Origin of the sequence: Nostoc sp. DedQUE02, assembly GCF_034531035.1 — a bacterium.
Taxonomy (GTDB): Bacteria; Cyanobacteriota; Cyanobacteriia; order Cyanobacteriales; family Nostocaceae; genus Nostoc.
On the sequence record NZ_JAVRBY020000002.1, the window covers coordinates 174,897 to 198,286 of the forward strand.

Annotated in this window: 18 protein-coding genes; 5 read left to right on the plus strand and 13 right to left on the minus strand. The window is 41.2% G+C overall.

From position 1 onward, the window contains the following. Nucleotides 1-83 precede the first annotated feature (83 nt). The 13 genes from RMX98_RS03235 to RMX98_RS03295 form a co-directional block, all read right to left on the minus strand. Nucleotides 84-1,274: an aliphatic sulfonate ABC transporter substrate-binding protein gene (locus RMX98_RS03235; RefSeq protein WP_322678241.1), complete on the minus strand. Its 1,191-nt coding sequence runs from the start codon at nt 1,272-1,274 to the stop codon at nt 84-86. A 284-nt stretch (nt 1,275-1,558) separates the two neighbouring features. Next, complete coding sequence (locus RMX98_RS03240) at nt 1,559-2,422, minus strand: TauD/TfdA family dioxygenase (protein ID WP_322678242.1); 864 nt, start codon at nt 2,420-2,422, stop codon at nt 1,559-1,561. A 37-nt stretch (nt 2,423-2,459) separates the two neighbouring features. Further along, entirely contained in the window at nt 2,460-3,566 is a 1,107-nt protein-coding gene (locus tag RMX98_RS03245) for an aliphatic sulfonate ABC transporter substrate-binding protein (RefSeq protein ID WP_322678243.1), read from the minus strand. 308 nt (nt 3,567-3,874) lie between these two features. Then, nucleotides 3,875-4,696, minus strand: a complete 822-nt coding sequence (locus RMX98_RS03250) for a class I SAM-dependent methyltransferase (RefSeq protein ID WP_322678244.1) — start codon at nt 4,694-4,696, stop codon at nt 3,875-3,877. 63 nt (nt 4,697-4,759) lie between these two features. Beyond that, nucleotides 4,760-5,941 (minus strand): acyl-CoA dehydrogenase family protein, encoded by a 1,182-nt coding sequence (locus RMX98_RS03255; protein ID WP_322678245.1) that lies wholly within the window; start codon nt 5,939-5,941, stop codon nt 4,760-4,762. Between the two features lie 396 nt (nt 5,942-6,337). Beyond that, nucleotides 6,338-7,819, minus strand: a complete 1,482-nt coding sequence (locus RMX98_RS03260) for an amidohydrolase family protein (RefSeq protein WP_322678246.1) — start codon at nt 7,817-7,819, stop codon at nt 6,338-6,340. 115 nt (nt 7,820-7,934) lie between these two features. Beyond that, the gene (locus RMX98_RS03265) at nt 7,935-9,425 is read right to left on the minus strand and encodes an amidohydrolase family protein (RefSeq protein ID WP_322678247.1); all 1,491 of its coding nucleotides are present in this window, start codon (nt 9,423-9,425) and stop codon (nt 7,935-7,937) included. Nucleotides 9,426-9,693: 268 nt separating this feature from the next. Beyond that, nucleotides 9,694-10,752, minus strand: a complete 1,059-nt coding sequence (locus RMX98_RS03270) for an ABC transporter substrate-binding protein (RefSeq protein WP_322678248.1) — start codon at nt 10,750-10,752, stop codon at nt 9,694-9,696. A gap of 161 nt (nt 10,753-10,913) precedes the next feature. Beyond that, nucleotides 10,914-11,243, minus strand: a complete 330-nt coding sequence (locus RMX98_RS03275) for a ferredoxin family protein (RefSeq protein ID WP_322678249.1) — start codon at nt 11,241-11,243, stop codon at nt 10,914-10,916. After that, nucleotides 11,240-12,859 carry an FAD-binding protein gene (locus tag RMX98_RS03280; protein WP_322678250.1) on the minus strand — a complete coding sequence of 540 codons (1,620 nt, stop codon included), beginning with the start codon at nt 12,857-12,859 and terminating at the stop codon, nt 11,240-11,242. Before RMX98_RS03280 ends, RMX98_RS03275 begins: the two co-directional genes overlap by 4 nt. An 803-nt stretch (nt 12,860-13,662) precedes the next feature. Continuing rightward, on the minus strand, nt 13,663-15,477 hold the full coding sequence (locus RMX98_RS03285; protein WP_322678251.1) for an iron uptake porin: 1,815 nt from the start codon (nt 15,475-15,477) through the stop codon (nt 13,663-13,665). Between the two features lie 692 nt (nt 15,478-16,169). Then, nucleotides 16,170-17,183, minus strand: a complete 1,014-nt coding sequence (locus tag RMX98_RS03290) for a glycosyltransferase family 2 protein (protein ID WP_322678252.1) — start codon at nt 17,181-17,183, stop codon at nt 16,170-16,172. A gap of 107 nt (nt 17,184-17,290) precedes the next feature. After that, on the minus strand, nt 17,291-18,001 hold the full coding sequence (locus tag RMX98_RS03295) for a TVP38/TMEM64 family protein (RefSeq protein ID WP_322678253.1): 711 nt from the start codon (nt 17,999-18,001) through the stop codon (nt 17,291-17,293). A 470-nt stretch (nt 18,002-18,471) separates the two neighbouring features. Here RMX98_RS03295 and ssuD point away from each other — a divergent pair, with 470 nt between their 5' ends. The 5 genes from ssuD (at nt 18,472) to RMX98_RS03320 (ending at nt 23,335) form a co-directional block, all read left to right on the plus strand. Further along, complete coding sequence (ssuD, locus tag RMX98_RS03300) at nt 18,472-19,620, plus strand: FMNH2-dependent alkanesulfonate monooxygenase (protein WP_322678254.1); 1,149 nt, start codon at nt 18,472-18,474, stop codon at nt 19,618-19,620. A gap of 98 nt (nt 19,621-19,718) precedes the next feature. Next, nucleotides 19,719-20,546 carry an aliphatic sulfonate ABC transporter permease SsuC gene (gene ssuC / locus RMX98_RS03305; protein ID WP_322678255.1) on the plus strand — a complete coding sequence of 276 codons (828 nt, stop codon included), beginning with the start codon at nt 19,719-19,721 and terminating at the stop codon, nt 20,544-20,546. A gap of 115 nt (nt 20,547-20,661) precedes the next feature. Continuing rightward, on the plus strand, nt 20,662-21,432 hold the full coding sequence (locus RMX98_RS03310) for an ATP-binding cassette domain-containing protein (protein WP_322678256.1): 771 nt from the start codon (nt 20,662-20,664) through the stop codon (nt 21,430-21,432). A gap of 328 nt (nt 21,433-21,760) precedes the next feature. After that, nucleotides 21,761-22,267: a GNAT family N-acetyltransferase gene (locus RMX98_RS03315; protein ID WP_322678257.1), complete on the plus strand. Its 507-nt coding sequence runs from the start codon at nt 21,761-21,763 to the stop codon at nt 22,265-22,267. A 120-nt stretch (nt 22,268-22,387) separates the two neighbouring features. Continuing rightward, nucleotides 22,388-23,335, plus strand: a complete 948-nt coding sequence (locus RMX98_RS03320) for a D-2-hydroxyacid dehydrogenase (RefSeq protein ID WP_322678258.1) — start codon at nt 22,388-22,390, stop codon at nt 23,333-23,335. Nucleotides 23,336-23,390: the final 55 nt, after the last annotated feature.

Consider the following 23,390-nt stretch of genomic DNA (forward strand, 5'->3'; position numbering starts at 1 on the left):
CCTCACTTTTTGATTAACTGCTGATTTAAAAGCATTAGCTAATAACGTAACTTTTTTAGTTTCTTAAACTTAATTACAGTTCTTTACTTATTATATTTAATTGAATCAGGTGTGAATGCTGCATATTCTTCTGGAGTAAGTACTCCATCTTTGACATTAACCTTTTTTGGTAAAAGTCCTTGTGCATACCATAAATCAGCTATTTGTTGTTGTTTTTTAACAACTTCATCAGTAATTGGTAGCAGACCATATACTGCTTTACTATGAATTGCTTTGAGAGTAGGTACATCAATACCAACGTCACCCGTTTCAAGTTCTGCTAACTTATCAATATTTTTCTGTGACCAATCTTCAGCTTTGATAAACTCCTCTAGAAAAACTTTCAGAATATCAGGATGCTCTTTAGCAAATTTACGTGAGGTAGTATAAAAACTACCAAGATCCTGAAGTCCTTGTCCATCTATTAATACACGACCAAGATTTTTTTGGACATTTCTGGTAATGTAAGGTTCCCAAATTACCCAAACATCAATTCCTCCCTGACTAAAAGCCACATTTGCATCTGGAGGTGAGAGAAACAGAGATTTTACATCACTCAGTTTTAGTCCCTCTTTTTGTAATGCTTTTAGTAAGACATAGTGAGCAATAGAGGCTTTTTGAAAAGAAACTTTTTTGCCTTTAAAGTCAGCAACACTTTTAATCGGAGAGTTTTTTGGTACTAAAAAAGAAACTCCTCTACCATTAAATCGGGTCGTTGCAATATACACAAGAGGTGTACCTGCGGCTTGAGCAAATATAGGCGGTGATTCAGCTGTGGCTGCGATGTCAAGGGAACCAGCATTTAACGCTTCTAAAGCTTGTGGCCCAGCAGCAAACTCTAGCCACTTGACAGTAAAATTCTTTGCTGCCAAACTTTTTTCTAGAGTTCCTTGCTTTCTCATCACTGCAAGAGAACCAAGCTTAGAATAAACAACTCGTAGTTCTTGTTTTTGTGGAGTGTTAGAGACTGTTTTACTTTGAGATTCTGTACTAATTGGGGATAGTTGGTTTTGAGTATTTTTAGTGTCTTGACTACAACCAACTATGCTCATTGGTATAGTGAGAGTGCAAGCAGCAATTAATAAAGATATATGTTTAGGCTCAATTTTATATTTGGCTTCTATAAGTTTAGTATTTAGGCTATATTCACATACTATTTTGGTATTTTTGATTTTTGAATGCAGAGGTTTATTGCTAGACAAACTTAGCCTTTGCAAAGATTTGAAAAGCCCCATAATATTTTTCTAGTTAAATTTAATAATTTCCGTACTAGCGCTTTTAATGAGTGCTAACAACTCTCATTTTCAATCTAGAGTCTATCAAGTTTGGTCTAAAAATAAAGTATTCATGAACACTTGTTTTTAACCAAAAAAATAATTTTTACTATTTTTGATTTACAAGCATAGAGTATGATATTTAGACAAGTTTTATTGGTCAAAAGTCCAGAATAACTCTTGACTTTTGACCAATAAAAGGTATATTTAAACGCCCATAAACTCAATCTTCTGAGCTATAAATCTTAAAAGGGACGACTACCTGCAAGGCTAACCCGCTTTAATACTCGTCGCTCATTCGGATCGAATGCTTGACGGTAATGTAAGGTAGCTTGATTATCCCAATAGACAATATCGCCTACAGACCATTTGTGTTGGTAGTAGAACTTGGGTTGAGTTAGATGTTGTCTCAATTGTTCAATCAGTTTAGATCCTTCTTCCGGCTCTAACCCGACAATTTCTACTTCTGTAGCAGCATCTAAATAAAGATGCTTTTTACCACTTTCTGGATGGGTTCTAACTAAAGGATGGGGAAAGATCGGACTGATTAAAGGAATAGTTTTGTCTAAACGATACAAAGACCGGGGTGCATTCCGATCTCGCAAAAATGGGTTGTAGGTAATTAACTGTAAATCTGCAATCCGTTCTTTGGTGACTTCATCTAATGCCTCATAGGCTAAATTGGTATTTAACCAATAAGTATCTCCACCATGAGTTGGTATTTCCAACGCATAAAGAAGCGAACCACTAGATGGGATAGGAGTCCATTTGTGATCGGAATGGAAAGTGAGTTCTCCAGTACCGGTATAGCCACCATCGACATTGGAAATCGGAATCACCACCGGAGTTTCTCCTGGTTTAGAAGCCAATACTGGAGTTTCATCAGATGGTACAAAAAGCGCACCAAAGTATAGAGAAAAGTTCAAAAGCTGTTCATCGGAGAGCTTTTGGTCTTTGAAAATTAAGATGTGGCGATCGCGCAGAGCTGCTTTAAGTTGTAATATGACTTCAGGTGCGATCGCTTGACTCGCATCAAGATCGGTAACTATCGCTCCCAAAGGAGCATCAATAGGCTTAATTTTAACCTTTGTCAAAGTCGAGGTAGACATAATATTCTCCTGAATTTTAGTTTCTTCTTGGGAATAACTACTTATTCGCTAGAACCTCTGAAGGAGTAATTTTGGCGTACTCTTCAGGTGTCAAAAAACCGTCTCTAACATTTACCTTCTTGGGGATAAGCCCTAAGCTGTACCACTTATCTGCAACTTCTTGTTGTTTAGTAATAGTTTTATCAGTGATTGGTAGCAACCCATAGTCATATTTTTTATGCATTATTTCTAGAGTTGGTGGATCTAGTTGAGTTACAGGAGCAAGCAGTTGTGCAACTTCTTTGGGATGATCCTTAGTCCAGATTTCTGTCTTTTCTAGCTCCTCTAAAAACACTTTGATTACATCAGGATGAGCCTGATAAAATTGGCGTGAAGTTGAATAAAAGTTGCCAGTATCCCGCAACTTTTCACCATCTGCTAAAACACGAGCTATTTTATTTTGTACATTTCTGGTAGCAAATGGCTCCCAAATATACCAAGCATCCACCTTGTTCTGACTAAATGCCGCATTTGCATCTGGCGGTGCTAAAAAAACTGATTGCACATCGCTCAGTTTCAGTCCGGTATCTTCTAACGCTTTAACTAATAAGTAGTGACCGATAGAAGCTTTCTGAAAAGCTACTTTTTTACCCTTCAAATCGGCAACACTTTTAACAGGAGAGTTTACAGGAACTAAAAGTGAAATAGCTTTACCACTGGGGTGTGTAGTAGCTAGATAAACAAGAGGCGCTCCGGCTGCTTGTGAAAATACAGGAGGTGATTCGGCTGTAGATGCGATATCTAATCCATTGGCATTCAAGGCTTCTAGCTGTTGTGGCCCAGCCGCAAACTCAGCCCACTGTACTTTAAAACCCAGAGGTTTTAATCGCTTTTCTAAGGAACCCTGTTTTTCTAAAACTGCTAAAGCAGTAAGTTGTTTTGAACGTACAATCCGCACTACTTGTTTTTCAGTTGACTTCTGTGTAGTGCTAGATGCAGCTACAGACTCAGGGGAAGCTGATGATTGCTGAGTGTTATTTTTGGCTTCACCGCAACTCGATAAAACCGTCGATAGCATTAAGCAGTAGCCCAAAGCAAACAACAACGAACGACGCGTTGTTTTCTGGTTTTTCCTGAATTCAAACTTTCCTTTTAAAGCTGGCATGGGTTGTTTTATTGATTTCCCTCTAAGTGGTTAAAACGTGATGATTAATTGCTATGTGAAAAAACAAAAAATCTTTTTTATTAAGTTATTTAATAAGTGAAATAAATATTTTTACTCAAAAGACCTTATCTATTAAATTAAGAAATAGGTGGGTATAACCCACCCTGAAACGACTCGAGGAACTGAGAATTTAATAGTTAGGAGGCAAAAATTTAAGAAGTGGAGTGAGAAAGATCCACTCCAAGGGGGTGCTAGTGGAAGATTAAAATTTGTGAATGAAGCTCTGTTTTAATTTGCGTGCAATTTTGTTAGTGCTTCCAAGCGACTAGGATTGTAGCTTTGAGTTCTTCTGTAAAATTTCCAGACGGCTCAACTGCTAGTAGCGCTTCTCTAAGATCCTTTTCAAATGCTGGAGCGTTATCACCATAGAAAATTTTCAAAGAGAAGGCTGTAGTGTATAAATAGCCAAGATAGCTATCGACAGTCCAAGATTTTTCAAATAGCACTTCATAGTTTTCTTGACGAGCAAAAGCTGAATTGCCAATTACAACTTCATGGGGAGGATCGAGTGGCTTACGAATGCCTTGTCCTCGTTGTCCAGTTCGGCGTTCTTCACCTAGCCATTTTTTCACTACTCCAACAGCAGCTTGCTTCCAAGGTAAATTACTTTCCCAAGGGTTATCACCAGTCTGAAGCAGTGCTAATCCACCATCATCAGTTAACAATTCATAAAGGCTCTCAAGTACTAATTCGCGTTCCATCCAGTGGAAGGCTCTACCAATAGTAGCTAACTTAAATTTTCCTAAACTAGCGTCGATGAATTCTGCGCCTTGTTGTAACCAAGTGATATTATTTGCTCCGACTGCTGCTGCTTGCCGTTTAGCTTCTGCAATCATTTCGGGATCGGGATCGATCGCTACAACTTCCTCAAATTTGGTACGCAGACCAATTGAAATTAACCCTGGGCCAGTACCTAAATCAAGGAGTCGTCCTTGACCATTGAGATGAAATATTTCGGTTAGTTTGTCGAATACAACAGGTGGGTATTTGGTTCTATATAGAGCGTAGCCTTCAGCAGCTCCCTCAAATAAACTTGGGTCGTAGGTAGGAAGTGTTTTTAGTTGAGTCATATCAATTTTAGATTTTGGATTTTAGATTTTGGATTGTAGAGACACGATGAATCGCGTCTTTGGCTAAGAATATTGCGTGATAACGGGTAATTCATCATTGAGTACCCAATCGCCGATCGCTTTCAATTTGTAATCCACAGGATCGTGTAGAGTAAAGGTTCGTAAATCCCGCCAGTAACGGTCAAATCCATATTTGGTTGCTGTGGCGCGAGTTCCAGTAACTTCAAAGATGCGGTTGGTAATATCTATACCTACACGAGTCGCTAATGCCTTAGATGCGGAAACTGCGATCGCAACTTCTCCTCTCTCTTGATGAGTCAGTTCTACATCTTTATCCCACGCTGCTTGCACTTTCTCTGCTGCTTGGTCAGCTAGTGCGATCGCAGCTTGAATTTCAACCCAAAAGTCTCCGTAATGATGCAGAATATATGGGTCTTGAGTAGCACTATCTACCCCTGATGTAATCCACGGCTGTGTAGTAGTTTTAGTGTACTCACGAGCGGCGGCAAAAGCTCCTTTAGTAATTCCTAGATAAACGTTGGTTTTTGTTAGCTGGGCAATAATCCCAAGAAAAGTTGAGAAGGCACTATCAGAGGGATTTGGTGGCCCCAAAATCTCATCTTTTTCTACTAAGACATTGTTAAATGTATAACTACCGCTATCAGTGCGGCGTTGCCCAATATTATCCCAATCTTGATTAGAAACTAACCCTTCCCTGTCTTTGGGAATTATGAATATGAAAGGCAATTCTACGCCATCTTCCAAAGCGGAGAATACTCGGTAATCGGCAACGGAAATACCTGTACCAAAGCTTTTAACACCATTAACCCGAAAATTCTCGCCTTCTGGGTTAATCTTCAGCCTAGTATCCTTTGTATTGATAGCATTTGCCCAAAATAAGTTATTTTTAGCAGTTTCTCTATAATATTTTTCCTTTTGGGCTGGCGTGCCAGAAACGTGACCCAAAGCCGTTAAATTGAGATGATTACCATACAATTGACCGATTGAACCATCTGCTTTTGATAGCTTTCTAACAATTTTTAAAGCATCAATCCAAGTTGCACCAATGCCACCATATTGCTTAGGTACAATCAGTGGCAACAAACCACTTTCACGCAGTTTATTAATTTCCTCTTCTGGAACTCCAGCTTTAGCATCCCGTTCAACTGCGGATTGAGCAAGTTCCTTGGATAGAGAAGTTGCTAGATCAATGTAATCCTTTGGTTTTGTTATATCTAGTACCATAATTAAATCATTTTTGTGTAGGTTAGTTTTTACAAACCGATGCAATAAAGGTGCAACCCGATGCAATCAAGGTACAAGTCGATGCAATCAAGGTGCAAGTCGATGCAATCAAGGTACAAACCGACGCATCAAAGATGTAAACCGATGCAATGAAAGTGCAGATTGTGGGTATTAGACACAGAATTTAGAGAAATGTAGAGTGGGCAGGGCCCACGCTACAAGTGAACAGAGGAAATGGAACATGGAACGTTGTAATTGTCCTTTGTCATTAGTCCTTTGTCTTTTGTCCTTTGCAAATGACTAATACTTCGACTTACCTCGACTTCGCTACCTCGACTTCACTCGGCACAAGTCAAGGCAAGTCGCTCAGTACAAGTGACCAATGACCAATGACAGTTATTTCTTAGCCGCTAGATATTCGTTTGCGGCTTTCTCAACACCTGTACCCTTGAAGAAGTCTTGATTGAGACTGGTGTACAACTCTAAGGGATGGATTGAGAGGAAGTAGCGGAGGTCTTCTTCGGTAATGATTTCGCGTTCTGCCATTGAGTAGGCGTTGGCTGTAACGGCGGTGATATCAGGCACATCCCAGTGACCGGAATCGGAACCCAAGAAGGCTTTAACGCGATCGCCAAAGGGATTAGCGGCACGATTAAAAGCTTGAGCTACACGGGTATCATCTGATTCTGTACCGAAGTAGAAATGATTCAAGAAGCGATCGCGCACATCTTCTGGCTTCTCTATTCCTGCTAATTCAAATTCGTCGAGTTCGCCCGGATCTTCTGGCGCTAATAATTGATGGTGGAATCCTAAACCGTCACCAATTTTATCTAAGCGTCCATCTACAAGTTCGCCACCGTAACGAGTATATAACTCTACTAGTGCTTCTTTGTCGATAATCGCAGGATTGTTATTTGACAACAAATGTTGTTTGTTGCGGGTTTCCCAGTGCCAAATTATATCAGCGTAGAGACTAGCACCCCAAGCTGAACCACCTTCTAAGAAGGCAAACTTTAATTGTGGGAAGCGGCGGGTAACTCCACCAAAGAACAGCGATTTGCATAATGCTTCCGCAGCAAAGGCAAAGTGATTAATGTGATTGTACTGGGCGTTGGTGACAGAACGCTGAGTTGTCCAACCTTGGCTAGAGGCGTGAGTTGTGGGTACAACTTTCAGTTCTACGCACTTAGCCCAGAATGGATCGTAATCATACTCGCTATCTAAGCCAAAGTTATCAATCCAAACCACTTCGTTAGCGACTTCTTTGCCGTATTTTTCAAAGGCAGGAATTGGACGACGGACATAACCGGGGATTTGAATTGCTTTGAGTCCCAGAACATTTACCGCATATTCCAACTCTTCAATCCCTTCTTCGGGAGTGTGCAGTGGGATGGCGGCAATGGGTGTTAAGCGATCGCTATAAGGACGGAAAATATCAGCATGGTAGGTGTTAACTGCCCGACAAACAGCCCGCCGCATTTCTTCGTTGCCGATATTCGGGGCCATTGTTGCCAAATTGGGATACACAACGGCAAAGTCTGTACCTGCTTCTTGCAAGCGTTCGTGCAGCAACTTAGGCAAGCTAATGGTAGCCAAATTCAAAGTATTTTTGGTCGGACGACCCCACCAGTTAGGGCGATTGGTGCGATAGGCAAAACGTTCTTCCCAACTTTGCTTGTACCACTTAAAGCGAGAAGATCCTGGTAAATTTTCTTTGAAACGTTCGACAAGTTCAGTTCCACCAACTTGTTCTAAATAATCCAAGACTGCTGGTTCAAACTCTTGGGTATGTACATCGGTGTCAATGATTGGATAACCAAGTTTTTCCCGAATTTGAGCAGACCTGGTTTTTTGTGGACGGTCTAGAGCAATCGTCATGATAGTTTACCCTAAATTATTCAAATGTTTACGGGCATTGGGATTAGGGGAGAGGTTACAGGTGACAGGGTATAGATTATTTCCTATAACCTGTCACCTCTAACCTGTCACCTCTTTATTCCCTAGCCCCTTTCCCAGCCAAAAATTCATCTGCGGTTTTCTCCACAGCCGTACCTTTGAAGAAGTCACGATTCAGGCTGGTGTACAACTCCAAGGGATGAATTGACAGGAAATATTGCAAATCTTCTTCAGTGATGATCTTGCGTTCTACCATTGAATAGGTATTAGCAGCGATCGCAGTAATATCAGGTACATCCCAGTGACCAGAATCGGAACCCAAGAAGGCTTTAACGCGATCGCCATAAGGATTAGCTTTCCGGTTAAAAGCTTGAGCTACACGGGTATCATCCGATTCTGTGCCGAAGTAGAAGTGATTCAAGAAGCGATCGCGGATATCTTCTGGTTTGGTAACTCCGGCAACGGCGAATTCATCTAAATCACCTGGTTCTAGGGGAGATAATAAATCAGCGTGGAAACCTAAACCACTACCTAGCCGATCCAAACGACCATGTACTAATTCACCACCGTAACGGGTATATAGTTCTAACAGTTCTTCGCGATCGATATTGGCAGGATTGTTATTTTCCACCAAATGGTCTTTATTGCGAGTATCCCAGTGCCAAATCAAATCGGTGTACAAACTAGCACCCCAAGCTGCACCTCCTTCTAAAAAGGCAAACTTGAGCGTGGGGAAGCGGTGAGTTACACCACCAAAAAATAGAGATTTACACAGTGCTTCTCCAGCCGATGCAAAGTGACCAATATGGTTGTATTGGTAATTGCTAATCGAACGCCGATTTATCCAGCCCATACCGGAAGAGTGGGTGGTGGGTACAACTTTCAGTTCCACGCACTTTGCCCAGAAGGGATCGTAATCATACTTACTATCCAAGCCAAAAGTATCAATCCAGATAGCTTCGTTGGCTACTTCTTCGCCATACTTCTCGAAGGCGGGAATCGGGCGGCGGATATGTCCGGGGATTTGAATTGCTTTGAGTCCCAGCACTTTCACCGCATATTCCAATTCTTCGATCGCCTCTTCGGGCGTATGCATGGGAATAGCAGCAATTGGTGTTAAGCGATCGCTATAAGGACGGAAAATATCAGCGTGATAAGTGTTAGTTGCACGGCAAACAGCCCGCCGCATTTCTTCATTACCGATGTGTGGAGCCATCGTTGCCAAGTTGGGGTACACAACGGCAAAGTCTGTACCAGCTTCTTGTAAGCGTTCGTGCAACAACTTCGGCAAACTAATGGTAGCTAAATTTAGGGGATCGTTAGTGGGACGAGTCCAGAAAGGAGGGCGGGCGGTGCGGTAAGTGCGGCGTTCATCCCAAGATTGCTTAAACCATTTAGAGCGAGATGCACCGGGTAAGTGTTCTTGAAAACGCTCTGCGATCGCACTTCCAGCAACTTGCTCTAAATAGTCCAAGAATGCTGGGGGAAACTCTTGGGTATGTACATCGGTATCGATGATCGGATAACCAAGTTTTTCGCGAATTTGAGCAGACTTGGTTTTTTTGGGACGTTCTAACGCAATAGTCATAGGTTCTACCTGATTTTTCAATTGGATTGGGTAGATAGTACTGATTAAGAAGGTTGTCTACTTTCTTCTTACCAGCATTTTTTTGAAGAAGTTGGGATTTTCTTTACATATAATGTGGCGAGATTAGTAAAGATAAAATCTCGATAATCAGCTTTACCGAGCGTCTTCCTCTTCACAAACTTGTAGACATTAGCTGCAACAGCAATAGTCATAAAATCTTCCTCAAAACCGAGGAGTATGATTGTGTAAAAAACTAAAGCAGATAAAATTAACGAGACTGTTCTTTAGCAACCCAATCTGTTAATTTAAAGTCCGACTTTGCTAAACCCTGCGAGACTAAAAATTTCTTTGTTCCCTCTAAAAGTTTCACTCCGTCGGCTGGTAATGGTTCTTCTGAAACCTGTTTGAGTGGGTACGATACTTTAATAATATCGAGGGGATATTTAGTAGTTTGTGCGTGATATTGATAATATTCTTCAGAATTAGCTTTTAAATCCTTAGCTGCTTCTGTAAGAATTGCATTAAATTTCTGGGGAAAATCAGGCTGTTTCGCCAAAAAGCTTTCGGTTGCGACAACTAATGATGTCCCTGATAAACCCTGATGATTTGCCGAAGAATCAATCACTGGAAACCCTTGCGATTTCAGAAAAGGCCCGAGATCGCTGGAAGTTGCATAAGCTGCTACATCACCACGTTCTAAAGCCGCTTTTGCCTCAGTAGTCATCAAGTGAACAACTTTTACATCTTTGGCAATTTTAGCTTCAGCTAATAGACCCAGCAGGTATCTATGCATATAAGAACCTTTTTGAGTAGCTATTTTTTGACCTTTCAGTTCGGCAAGCGATCGCGCACCATTTTTTTTCGACACTAACCAGGCGGTTGTATTAAATTGAGTAATTCGCAGCAGTCGCGTTTCCTGACCCCTTGCTCTCAAAATTATGGCTGGTGTATCGCCTAAAGAACCAACATCTAATTGTCCGGCAACAAGCGCCTCATTTAGATCCGGCCCGTTAGGAAATCTTGCAAAAGTAATGTTTTTAAATCCTGCTTTTTGCAACTCCCGATCTAAAATTCCTTTTTTCTTTGCCCAACCAAGTGGTCCTGTCGGTGCTGAACTACCTACATAACCTATACGTAGTGTAGAAATATTATTGGATGCAGCAACAGTGTTATTGACATTAACAGCCTCAATGGATTGAGCAGATTTAGTTTCGCCTTGGCTACATCCTGTAGTAACTAAGAGTAGGATACAAGCCCCAGAGGTTGATAATCTGGAAGTAAATTTATTTTTACTAATAGAACCTGTTACTACTGAAAACGACAGCATAACTTTTTTCTCCGCCGTACTATACGCGGTGTACAACTTTCTCTCAGACCTAACCCCCAACCCCTTCCCTAGAAGGGAAGGGGAGCAGGAATCAAAGCCTCTCTCCCTGCGGGGGAGAGGAATGGAAGCGGGGTTCTAAGGATAAGTTGCACATCGCGTTACTATTTCATCTGCTTCAAAATTTGGAATGTTTCATCGGCTTTTGCTGTTGAGGTGCGTTTATGTCCCCAACCAACATTTTCACGATAACTACCCAGTAGCCCTACTTCTGCCAATTCTGCCTCGTTGACTGAAGTCGTTACATCACTTTCTGGTGCAACATAAAGAGCATCAACTGGACAATACAACTCGCACATATAACAGGTTTGGCAGTCACTCTGTCGAGCAATGGTTGGCGGTGCATCAGGTACGCGGTCAAATACGTTGGTTGGGCAAATATTCACGCAGATATTACATTTTATGCACCGCGACTCGCTGACCAACTCAATCACACTGCTGCTCCTATTTTGGATAAAGACTTTTCTGTACTCTGTAAAGGCTGACTCTTCACCCAAACCCGATCTAATCCGCCACTAATCAAGTGATGTTGCTGGTTAGCATCAAGTTCTGGATAGTCTTGATGTTTGTGCATACCACGAGTTTCTTTACGTTCAATGGCACTGCTGTACATCCATCGTGCTGTGGCTACCATTGCCGCAGCTTCTCGCGCCCTGGGAAGCTCTTTCTCTGATGTTACCTGGCTACTGCGAAGTTCTTGCCAAAGATGATTTAGCTTACTCAAAGACTCGGTTAAGCCTTGTTCTGTACGGAAATAGTTTTTTTCGTAGGGGAATACTTCAGCTTGGACTGCTTGAATAATTTCGTCAGTTGCTAAAGTTTGAGAGCGATCGCTTTGTAATCCTACCTCTCCAACTCCCTTAACTTGTCGTTGAGTTTTCTGTTCTCCCAAATTACGAGCATATTCAGCAGCTGATTTCCCCGACCAATAGCCAGAAGATATTGCCCAAGCCGCGTTATGACTACCACCGCCAGTAAATCCGCCACAAATCAGTTCGCGTGTAGCGGCATCTCCAGCCGCGTAAAGTCCTCGTACAGAACTGGCACAACTTTCATCTACAATCCGAATTCCTCCAGTACCGCGCACAGTTCCTTCTAAGCGCAGGGTGACAGGAAAACGTTGGGTAAAAGGATCGATACCTGCACGATCGAAGGGTAAAAAGAAGTTGGGCTGTGCTAAACGCATAGATGGCCGCATTGATTCTGCGGCTTTGTCTATGATGGCGTAAACTGGCTGTTGCAGTAATGTCTGGGCTATTACTGAACGTCTATGAGAACTTGCCCCTGGAATTACAGTACCGTCTTCGTAGGTGAAAGTTGCCCAATTATAAAACAGGGTTTTGGTAACTGAAGAAAAGGCGGGAGAGATGCCATAAGCATTGGAAAATTCCATACCCGACATCTCGGCTCCGGCTTCTGCCGCCATCAGATAACCATCCCCCGTCAGGACGTTGCATCCTAACGCTTTACTCAAGAATGCACAGCCACCTGTGGCGATAATTGTGGACTGCGATCGCACTATCCATTTCTCACCAGTTTGACGGTTCACACCTGTTGCACCAGCAACAGCACCATCGTCATCAACCAGCAATTCTAAGGCGGGGCTGTTGTCTAAAATCTTGACCCCAGCGCGTTGAATTTGCCGCCGCATCAGCCGCATATACTCCGGCCCTTGCAGCGATCGCCGGTAGGGTTTACCTTCATCGTCGGTAGGGAAGGGATAACCCCACTCTGCTAACTGATTGACGTTTACATAAGTCTGATTCAGTACTCGATCCATCCAGTTGCGATCGGATAAAAACCCACCCAACGATTCCCGACTTGCCTTTGCTGTTTCTCTTGCTTCGGGATCGGGTGGCACGTACCACACACCATTTCCAGATGCAGCAGCGCATCCAGTTGTTCCACAATATCCTTTGTCCACCAGGACAACTTTAGCTCCACTTGATGCAGCACTCCATGCCGCCCAAGTTCCAGCCGGGCCACCTCCAATCACAAGCACATCTGCTTGGAGGTCGAGTTCAAAATTGGTTGTTAACGTCTTCAGCATCTACCATTTCCCCCATCGATAAAGTCTTAAGCATCAAGTCTTCACCGCATTGATGCTGCAAAATATTTAGAAATTTGTTTGCCTATCTTCATCTTTACAGCTTACTAATAGCCTCAAATTATGACCCCTTAAGACAGGTTGCCAGTAGATTGGCTTTATTAACTACTTTATCTTGATCGACTAACAGTAGTTTTGCAATATAACAAAGCTTTTCACAGTTTTCGACAAAAAGCAAGCATTTTAACAAACAATTTCAAACGTAAAGTTATGTAAAACAAACTCGATTATTTCTCTTTAGAGATTTGCTTTTTTTAATCTTTTGTAAAAAATTTGACTATTATAACATACAATACTTAATCTCGATAGATTTACAGTTGTTTAAGGGAATTCCAGTAGGGGTACACAGTTGTGCGCTCCTACAAAAGTAGAAAGTAGAAATAATTTTGTTTGGATAATTTATTTTTTGTCAGTCCCTAATTAATTTTTCCAAACAAACAGCAAGGAATCCTATCCGGCTCAAAGCATCTACCTACCAATGTTATCCAGAATTCGAGCCAGACTAAAAGCATACACTGACGCTTGTCTATGAGACGCTATGCGTAGCTTGCTGTAGGCAAGTGGTACGCCAACACTTACAGTATAGGTAGTTTAACTAGAAAACCGGGCTTTGCTAATTGCGGTATGAAAAATAATTTTGCGTTATTTCAAAATCCTTGTAGAGACGTTGCATTGCAACGTCTCTACATCCAAATTCATACCTCGATTCAGCAACACCGAAAATCGATATCTCTGGTTTTTACAGGTTAAAACCTAAAAACAGTACGAACCCAAGCAAATAAACTATCAGGATTGCTAGCATCAGAATCTGGTGCAGTAATCCAGATCAAACCCGGCGTAATCTCAATATTATCTCCGATTTTATATTGGTAAAATGCCTCAACGTGCAGAGAAGTATCTCTGTCTGCTTGTCCTAGACCTTTTCCCAAATTTATATTATTACTAAGACTGATGAGTTTTGGCTCCATACCAACTAAAATCCCCCCTAAAGCACCTTCACTAAAAAGATCCGGGAATGCCAGTCCTACCGCCCAATCCATAGCTTCAGCATTTCCGCGCCCCAAATAGGTGTGTACCCCATAACTTACCCACGCATTGATTGCCAACTTGGGACTAACTTGATAGAACGCCTGTAGGCCATAAAGGTTGCCTAGAGTTGCTGCTCCAGGCACGGTGCTGTTTACCAGGTTACTCCCGACTGCTGGGCCAAAATTTGTTCCGCTAAAACCTATGGTATTTGGTGGGCTATAGGTATTAACGTAAGTTGCAGCCACCCGAAAATTCCTATTACCGGAGTAGTATATTAACTGTGCTAAAGCTAAATATCTGCCTGTAAATAAGCCGTTATTAGTTGTGGGATTGCTACCATTTGGTGCGCTGTACGCTATCCCGAACTGAACCTGTTTGCCTAATCCCTGGAGTATGGCAATTCCAGGGCCGCTATCTCCATAGTTATAGACCAAAGACCGCCGTGAAAATCGTGAAATCCCATTAGCGCCAGTCGCAGAAGACGATTCAAAATATGGGTTAACCGGGCCAGAAAGACCTATCTCACTAGCTCCATCAGACAAGGGATAAATGTTGACTTGGGTATTTGGAAAAGGTAGAAAGCGATAGCGAACACCACTGAGAATAATAGTATTGCGTGCAAAAGTAATACTGGAGTTATCAGCAGTTCTCCCCTCATAAGTTCCCAATAATCCAGCTCTTGTTTGTCCTAATGATTCAATATTTCCACCTCCTATTGTTATACCTAGTGAATCTTTACCGTTAAAACTGGTGTTTAAGCGTAAAGAAGTTGAGCCTTGAAGTGTGAGATTGTGAGGTGCTGGTCTCTTGCTGACAACGTTATTACCCGCCAGAAGTTCGCCAGCAACAATCTGAGCTCGACCTATAAGTTTGGTTGTGGTCGTAAACTGAGTTGATTCTAACTTCGCAGATCGTGCTTCCAAGCTATCTACGCGTCCCCGAAGTTGAGCGAGTTCTGGAGAAAATTGTTCTTGTAGTTTTTTGATGGTATCCAAGTCTTCGCGTTTGACTAAATCTGTCGTTGAAGTGGCTATTAGTTCATTGAGGCGATCTAAAGCTGCATTCAACCCAGCTGCAAATTCATAACGCGTTAGGGAGCGATCGCCTTTAAATGTACCATCTGTATATCCGGCAATTACACCGTAGCGCTCAACCAGAGACTGTAATGCTTGAAATGCCCAATCTGTCGGCTTAATATCTGATAGTTGCGAAACCGATGTCACTTGCCCTGCCCCATTATTTGGAGCTTTTTTCTTAGTTGGCGGTGCAACTTGCAACAATTGGGAGACAGGTGTCACTCGATCTTGGAGATCATTTGGAGCTTTTTTACGAGTGACTGGTGCAATTGAAGTGTCTACTGTTTGATTGGCAACTGCTTCTGAAGCTTTGTTCTCTTCTACTTCAGTAGTAGATACATCTGATTTCGGCAATTCAGCCTGACTTTTGGCTGGATAAAAGACTAGCATAGCTAGACTATCTAGCAACAAAAGCAGGAATACTATGGATCTAAAATTCCAGCGAAAATTTGACATGACTCCTTAACTCCTCAACCTTAAAGATGAATAAACTAGCTCTCAATTAGACAGAAAAGCCAAGACAAATCCTTGTTCTAATCTTTGTAGCAAATCATTAGAACATAGATTTAGCAGGGATTTCACTAATGAGAAAAGTAAAAATCTCTGACAAGTATCGAAATCAGTACTAAACAGTTGAATGTAGAATCTAAAATTCGCAGTAAACTAAGAGTTCTGACGCTTGAAAGAATCCTATAAACGTCTTGATTCAGACAACCACTGCTTTAGCAAAGACTTCTCTCCTTTTAAAGTAAACTCAACCACACACTATAAAAACTGATACTTCTGAAACATCTTAATGCCGTTTTTTTAGTTATCCTGTACAAAGTTCATCAATGGCTACTGACATTGACGAAAGCTTGATTTAGATGCAGGTGATTATTTGCCAATTAACATTAATTGAAAACATTAATTTGTAATCAGCTATATTTTGACAGCATCAATTGTTAGTCAAGTACGAAAGTTCTATCGACTTACCGTATTTTTGTAGAATTATCTTTGCATAGAGCTTGGTACAATGCAAGACCTAGTACTTTTTCATGAGGCGAAAATATGTCAAAATTCTTGGCTAAGTCGACTCTAGCAACTGCAATCGCCGAAAATAGTCAGTCAGTAAAAACGAGCAAATGGGCTACAGAGGCGTATTGTTACTACTTGTCTAGATTTTGAATCGTAGGATCTTCTAAATTATCTAGTTTGTCAGAATTGCTCCTTGAATTGGAGGACTTGTGATAAAAGCCAGCTACCTCTGCCAAAGTATAAAGGGGTCTAGCTTTAACTTCTTCGTAGATGCGCCCTATATATTCGCCTAAGATGCCAACACTGACTAACTGCACAGATCCGAGAAAGAAAATTGCCATCAAAATAATTGTAAACCCGGTTAAAGGCGAATGAGGGACAAAAAGACGCCAATACAAGACTAATAAAGCCATGAAAATGGCTGCTGCGGCTGCTACTAACCCTAAGTAGGTTGATAACCGCAATGGCACGATTGAAAACGACACTAGACCATTAATGGCCAAAGCCAAGGATTTTCTAAAAGTGTATTTAACTTCCCCAGCAAAGCGGGGGTTGCGCTCGAACCGAATTGCTGTTTGCTGAAAGCCAACCCAAGAACGTAGACCGCGAATGTAGCGGGTACGTTCTGGCATAGAATTGAGAATATCTACGATCTGCCGATCCATTAAACAAAAATCACCCGTATCAGTAGGAATCTCTACATCTGCCAGTTTCTTAAGTACACGATAAAAGAAATAGGCAGTAAAACGCTTAAACCATCCTTCCTGAAGGCGTTGAGTACGTTGAGCGTAAACTACCTGATAACCCTGTCGCCATTTTTCAACCATGTCGGGGATTAGTTCTGGGGGATCTTGTAAGTCAGCATCAAGGATGACGATAACTTGACCCCGGACAAAATTGAGACCAGCAGTAACTGCAATTTGATGACCAAAGTTACGAGCAAAGCTGAGATAGCAAATACGTGGGTCTTTTTGATGGAGGTCTCGTAGTAATTGTAAGGAGCGATCGCGGCTACCATCATTGATTAAAATTAATTCGACAAGCCCATCCATCCGATTCATCACTGCGCTCAGTCTGCGGTATAGTTCTGGAATAATTTCTTCTTCGTTATAAATTGGAACAATGAATGAATACTTTGGTACCATCTAGGAATTCCGTTTAATTTTTGAACAGCCAATCTGACAGACTGCTTGCGATCGTAAAGGTTTGGTTCTCAGTATACCTAGCAAGACTCAAGTCAGATTCCCATAATTTATTTATTCTTTGGATTGATGTTATCTGAAGAGTCTGATTCTTTAAGACTTTCTATAGCTTTTTTAGGAAAAGTCCGACGATGGCGGTACCAAGTAGACCCTGCTACCAGCATTCCAGTTAAGCCTAAAGCTAATACTAACGGCAAAAAATCGCCTGTATTCACTGCCTTCAAACCAGAACTACCTAGTAGTACAAAAGGCAAAACACTAGGAACAGTACCAAGTGTTGTACCTAGAACATAATCTTTAAAGCTGATCGAAGTTAGTCCGGCGACAAAGTTAACCAAGCCGTAGGGCATGATCGGTACTAATCGGATGGCAAACATATAAAAAAGCCCTCCACGACGTACCTCAGCATCCATAGCTTGCCAGCGTCCTGCTAGTCGTTTTGCAACTGTTTGGCGTCCAATAGTCCGAGTAAAAACAAAGGCAATTATTGCCGCAATGACTGCTGCAAGACTAGTCCAGGCAGTACCCAGCCAAGGGCCAAAAATTGCACCCCCAGTCAAATTAAGCACTGTCGAGGGCAAAACTAACATAGTTGCCACAACGTACAAAGCAATATAAATAATAGGTGCCCATATACCAGAAGATTTCAGCAATGCTTGGATTTGTGCTGGTTCAATGCCCCCAAGAAGATATACTGCTATACCAGTTGCAATTATGCAACTCAGTGTGAGTAGCAAAATACCAGCTTTCAAGTTCCACACTAGAATACTCCTACTGTTTTTGTAACCCAACCCATCTTTCTCAAACTTCCCCTTTAATTAATTATTGAAAACCTCGGTTCTGGAAACTAAAACTCCACTACATTAATTTTGATATATTCGGAGTGAGTGGCTCTAGCCCTCATCTAAGCACTAAAGTGCCGACTACGAACTGCATGTACCAAGTAGCAAGGCTTCTGTCGATGAAACCGAAAGTAAATGCTTCAAAGTCACAAAAATGTGGGTAATTAACACAAAACTTGTATTCTTCACGACAACCATTGTTGCAACAAAAGTGTCATGATGATCAGGATTGTCTGTGAGAACTATCAATTTTTTGTAGGCAGTTATTCTTTATGAATCGTTAACCTATACTGGCGTTTTAAATAATTTCCTGTAAAATACTGACTATAAACTACGGCAATTCGGTCGAGCTACCGTAGAATTTTGTCGTTATACCCCGCCTGACACAAATGCAAATTCTTTGGTTTATTCCTACTGGATCTCATGACGGACGCTATTTAGGCACAGATATTGGCTCTCGTGTTGCCACACCTGATTATTTGCAGCAAATTGCCCAAGCTGTCGATAGTTTAGGCTATACAGGTGCATTGTTACCCACAGGGAGTTCTTGTGAAGATGCTTGGATAACTGCCGCATCTTTCATATCTGTCACCAAGCAGATGAAATTTCTGGTGGCAATTCGTCCAGGAATTACTTCCCCAGGTGCTGCTGCACGGATGGCAGCAACATTTGACCGAATTTCTAAAGGAAGATTGTTGATTAATGTGGTGACAGGTGGAGATCCAGCGCAACTAGCTGGGGATGGCTTACATCTTAGTCATGACGATCGCTATGATTTAACCGATGAATTTCTCACAGTTTGGCGGGGTATCGTCAGTGGGGAAACAGTCGATTTTCAGGGAAAATACCTGGATATCAAAGGCGGTAAGCTCTCATTTCCACCAGTTCAAAAACCTTATCCACCTTTGTGGTTTGGTGGCTCATCTGCTGCTGCCAAGCGCGTTGCTGCTAAACACATTGATGTTTACCTAACTTGGGGCGAACCTCCACAACAAGTGGCCCAAAAGATTGCCGAAGTTAAGAAATTGGCGGCTGAACAAGGTAGAACAGTTCGTTTTGGGATTCGCTTGCATGTAATTGTGCGAGAAACCGAGTCTGCGGCTTGGGATGCAGCCAATGAGCTAATTAAGTATGTCGATGACGATGCGATCGCTAAAGCTCAGAAAGACTTAGCTCAATCTGATTCTGAAGGACAACGGCGTATGAGTCAATTACATAGTGGTAATCGAGAAGCCTTAGAGATTAGCCCCAACCTGTGGACAGGAATTGGATTAGTGCGGGGTGGTGCTGGTACGGCCCTGGTGGGAGATCCCGACACTGTTGCCGCTAGGATGCTGGAATATCGCAATTTGGGGATAGAAACATTTGTTTTCTCTGGATATCCCCATTTAGAAGAAGCATATCGTACTGCTGAATTATTATTTCCCCGCCTACCTTTGCAAAGTGAACCTACACCTTTAACATCACCAGTCTTGAGTTCTGTTGGCGAAACCGTCGCCAATGAAAAATTTGCGAAACAACTCACAAGTGCTTCATAACCTAATAATTAGTAATTTGTAATCAAAAAGTAAATTACTAATTTTGTTGGTGATGCTTCTAGATTCATCCTTTGGAACAATCTAAAATCCCAAATTCCATGACTATTACCTTTAAAAGCACCAAAAGCAAAAACAAGATATCCCTGAGCGAGGTATTAGACAACCCGCAAATCGAGAAAATAGTTCCTTGGATTGTGCCTGTTACCATATTAATTCTTTGGGAACTTGCTTCTAGAACTGGTCTACTTTCAACCAGGATTTTACCAGCCCCTAGTGGTGTAATCGCTACAGCAATTAAACTTGGCTCAACTGGAGAACTGTTCCAACATATAGGAATTAGTGCTGGGCGGGCGATATCTGGTTTTATAGTTGGTGGCAGTATTGGGTTCGGTTTAGGATTGCTCAATGGCTTTTCCCGTACCGCAGAAAAGTTATTGGATAGTTCCTTACAAATGCTCCGTACTATCCCTAATTTGGCATTAATTCCGCTAGTGATTCTTTGGTTTGGTATTGGCGATCAAGCTAGATTATTTCTAGTATCTATGGGGGTATTTTTTCCGATATATCTCAATACATTTCATGGTATTCGTAGTGTTGACCCCGGACTGATTGAAATGGGAAAAGTTTATGGATTAAAAACACCACAACTTCTGTGGCAAATAATTTTTCCAGGAGCTTTGTCTTCGATTCTCGTTGGTGTTCGTTTTTCGTTGGGGATTATGTGGCTGACACTAATTGTGGCAGAAACGATCGCAGCAGATTCCGGTCTTGGTTATATGGCAATGAATGCTCGTGAGTTTATGCAAACCGATGTTGTGGTTTTGAGTATTGTAATCTATGCACTGCTGGGTAAATTAGCAGATGCTGTTGCCAGAGGATTAGAAACAAAATTCTTGGCTTGGAATCCCAATTATCAAAAATCATAAATGCTAAACTCACCAAAATCAAAGATTGAAAAATCTTGATTTTAAATATAGTTTCCTTCTTCAACATTTCATCAAATAATTAAATTCCAATTGTTCTCGAAAGGAGGTTTTGCAAGTGGTTTCAAATGTACAGGGTACACAACTAAGTATTTTGGATTTGACGAAATCTTTTGGCAAGAAAACTGTTTTAAACTCGCTGAATTTAGAAGTTGAAGCAGGTGAGTTTGTTGCTATTGTCGGACGAAGTGGTTGTGGTAAAAGTACCTTATTGCGTCTTGTGTCAGGATTAGATAGAGCAACTTCAGGTGGAATACTACTTGATGGAGAACCACTACATAGACTCAGCCGCTCTGTAACAGTGATGTTTCAAGATCCCCGCTTGCTGCCGTGGAAGCGCGTTATTCAGAACGTAGGTTTGGGCTTAGAAGGTAATTGGCGTGAAAAAGCTTTGTGGGTACTCAATAAAGTCGGACTTAAAGATAGAGCTGATGAGTGGCCTTATGTTTTGTCTGGAGGACAACGGCAACGGGTATCATTGGCCAGAGCGTTAGCCAGTCAGCCCCGTTTGTTGTTGCTAGATGAGCCTTTGGGAGCATTGGATGCTCTAACTCGCCAAGAAATGCAGCATTTGATTGAAAACTTGTGGCAAGAGCGAAGATTTACTGCGTTTTTGGTTACTCACGATGTGGAAGAGGCTGTGGCGTTGGCAGACCGAGTGATAGTGATCGATCAAGGAAAGATTTCTATGGATTTACCTGTGAAACTTTCACGCCCGCGAGATCGAAGTAGCGAAATGTTTATCAATATCAGAGAAGCTGTTTTAGAACGAGTAATGAGCAATGAAGATACTCAAGTAAACAACCAGTTATTACAGCTAAGTAGTTGAAATTTAAGCTTTTAGTAGTCAATCAATATTCAACTTGAGGTAGCTGCGGTAAATAGGCTACTTCGAGATTAAAACTTGTCTATAGCAATAAAAAATTATTTGTAGGGACTGGGGACTGGGGACTGGAAAGAAGGAATAAAGGTGTACCTAGCCTCGCAAAAATCAAATATGAGTCCTATATGAACACTCAAAATACCTCCCAACTCTCCTCTGTGCTGGTCTGGGTAATTTTTTCTATATTTACGAGCTAGATAAACTAAAATATAATCTATATCGCTTTATTGAAAATTAAATAATACACAAGTATATATTACTTATATTTAATTTAATGATTGTCAAAAAATTAACAAAGGCTGATGCAGATGATTATAGACAGATCAGATTAGAAGCTTTAGAGAAAAATCCAGATTCATTTGGCACAACATATCAAGAAGAAGTAATTAAGACCATAGAACAATTTCGGGATAGAATTCCAGTAGATAACAACAATTTTATTTTGGGATGTTTTGAGGATAAACATTTAATTGAAATAGTCGCATTTAACCAAGAATCCAGAATAAAACTCCGGCATAAAGCACATATTAGTAGCATGTATGTTAAACAAGAATATCGAGGAAAAGGTATAGGTAAACTCTTATTGAATAAATTGATTGAAAGAGCGAAAGCTATTAACGAAGTAGAAATTTTATTACTTGATATTGTTAAAAGCAATTTTTTAGCAAAACAACTTTATTTATCATTGGGCTTTAAAATATATGGTACACAGAAAATGGCGTATAAATTTAATAGCCAATATTTTGATCTAGAGTTTATGTATTTACAGATTAAAGAATAAATTTTGAAATATTACTAAATATCATCATAATGTGTGCCAAGGAAAAATGGCACTTAGTTTTTGGTCAAGCATAAGCAATTTCCAGATATAGCCTTGTAAATAAAGAAGAGGTAATCTACAATGAAGCTCATTTTGCCGCTCGATTTGGTTGCTGACATTGAGCCACATCTACCACCCAATACACAGATTGTACGAGTAGATGTTGAAGGAAATCTAGATGGGGATGCTAGCGATGCTGAAGTTTATTTCAGTTGGTTTTTATCGAGAAGTCCTATACTGCATAAAATACTAGAATCAGCACCAGCATTGCGTTGGCATCACGCACCAAATGCAGGGGTGAATCACATCCTGACACCAACTTATTTGCAAAGAGATATTATCCTCACTAATGGGGCTGGAGTACATGGAATTCCGATCGCAGAATTTGTCATTACTTACATACTGGCTCATGCCAAACACCTGCCAGAATTATATGCTCTACAGGCTGAACGTCACTGGAAAAGAGGCTTTGCTATCCAAGAATTAACAGATGCAACCTTGCTAATTATTGGCGCTGGTGGTATTGGTCAAGAAATTGCTGCCCGTGCTAGACCCTTCGGCTTAAGAATTATTGGCAGTCGCCGTCATCCTCATGAACTAGCAAATTTTGATAAAGTAGTAGGTGCTGATGAATGGCGATCGCTCCTGCCAGATGTAGATTATATCGTTATTGCAACACCTCTAACTCCCGAAACCAAAGAATTTATTGATGAATCTGTATTGCGATCGCTCCCAAATCATGCCTACCTTATTAATATTGCTCGCGGCGGCGTAATCGATGAATCAGCATTAACAAAAGCGCTCACAGAAGGTTGGATTGCAGGTGCAGCATTAGACACAGTTAACTCAGAACCGTTACCACCAGAAAGTCCTTTGTGGTCACTTCCTAACATCTTTATCACCCCTCATACTTCCGGTCATTCACCCAAGAGTAAACAGCGTTCAATAGCTCTATTTATCGACAATCTAAAGCGTTACCAAGCTGGTCAGCCATTACGAAATGTAGTAGATAAAGAAGCAGGATACTAAACAATTAAAAATTAAAAATTAAAAATTAAAAATGAAGAGGTGCTGCCAATTAAGT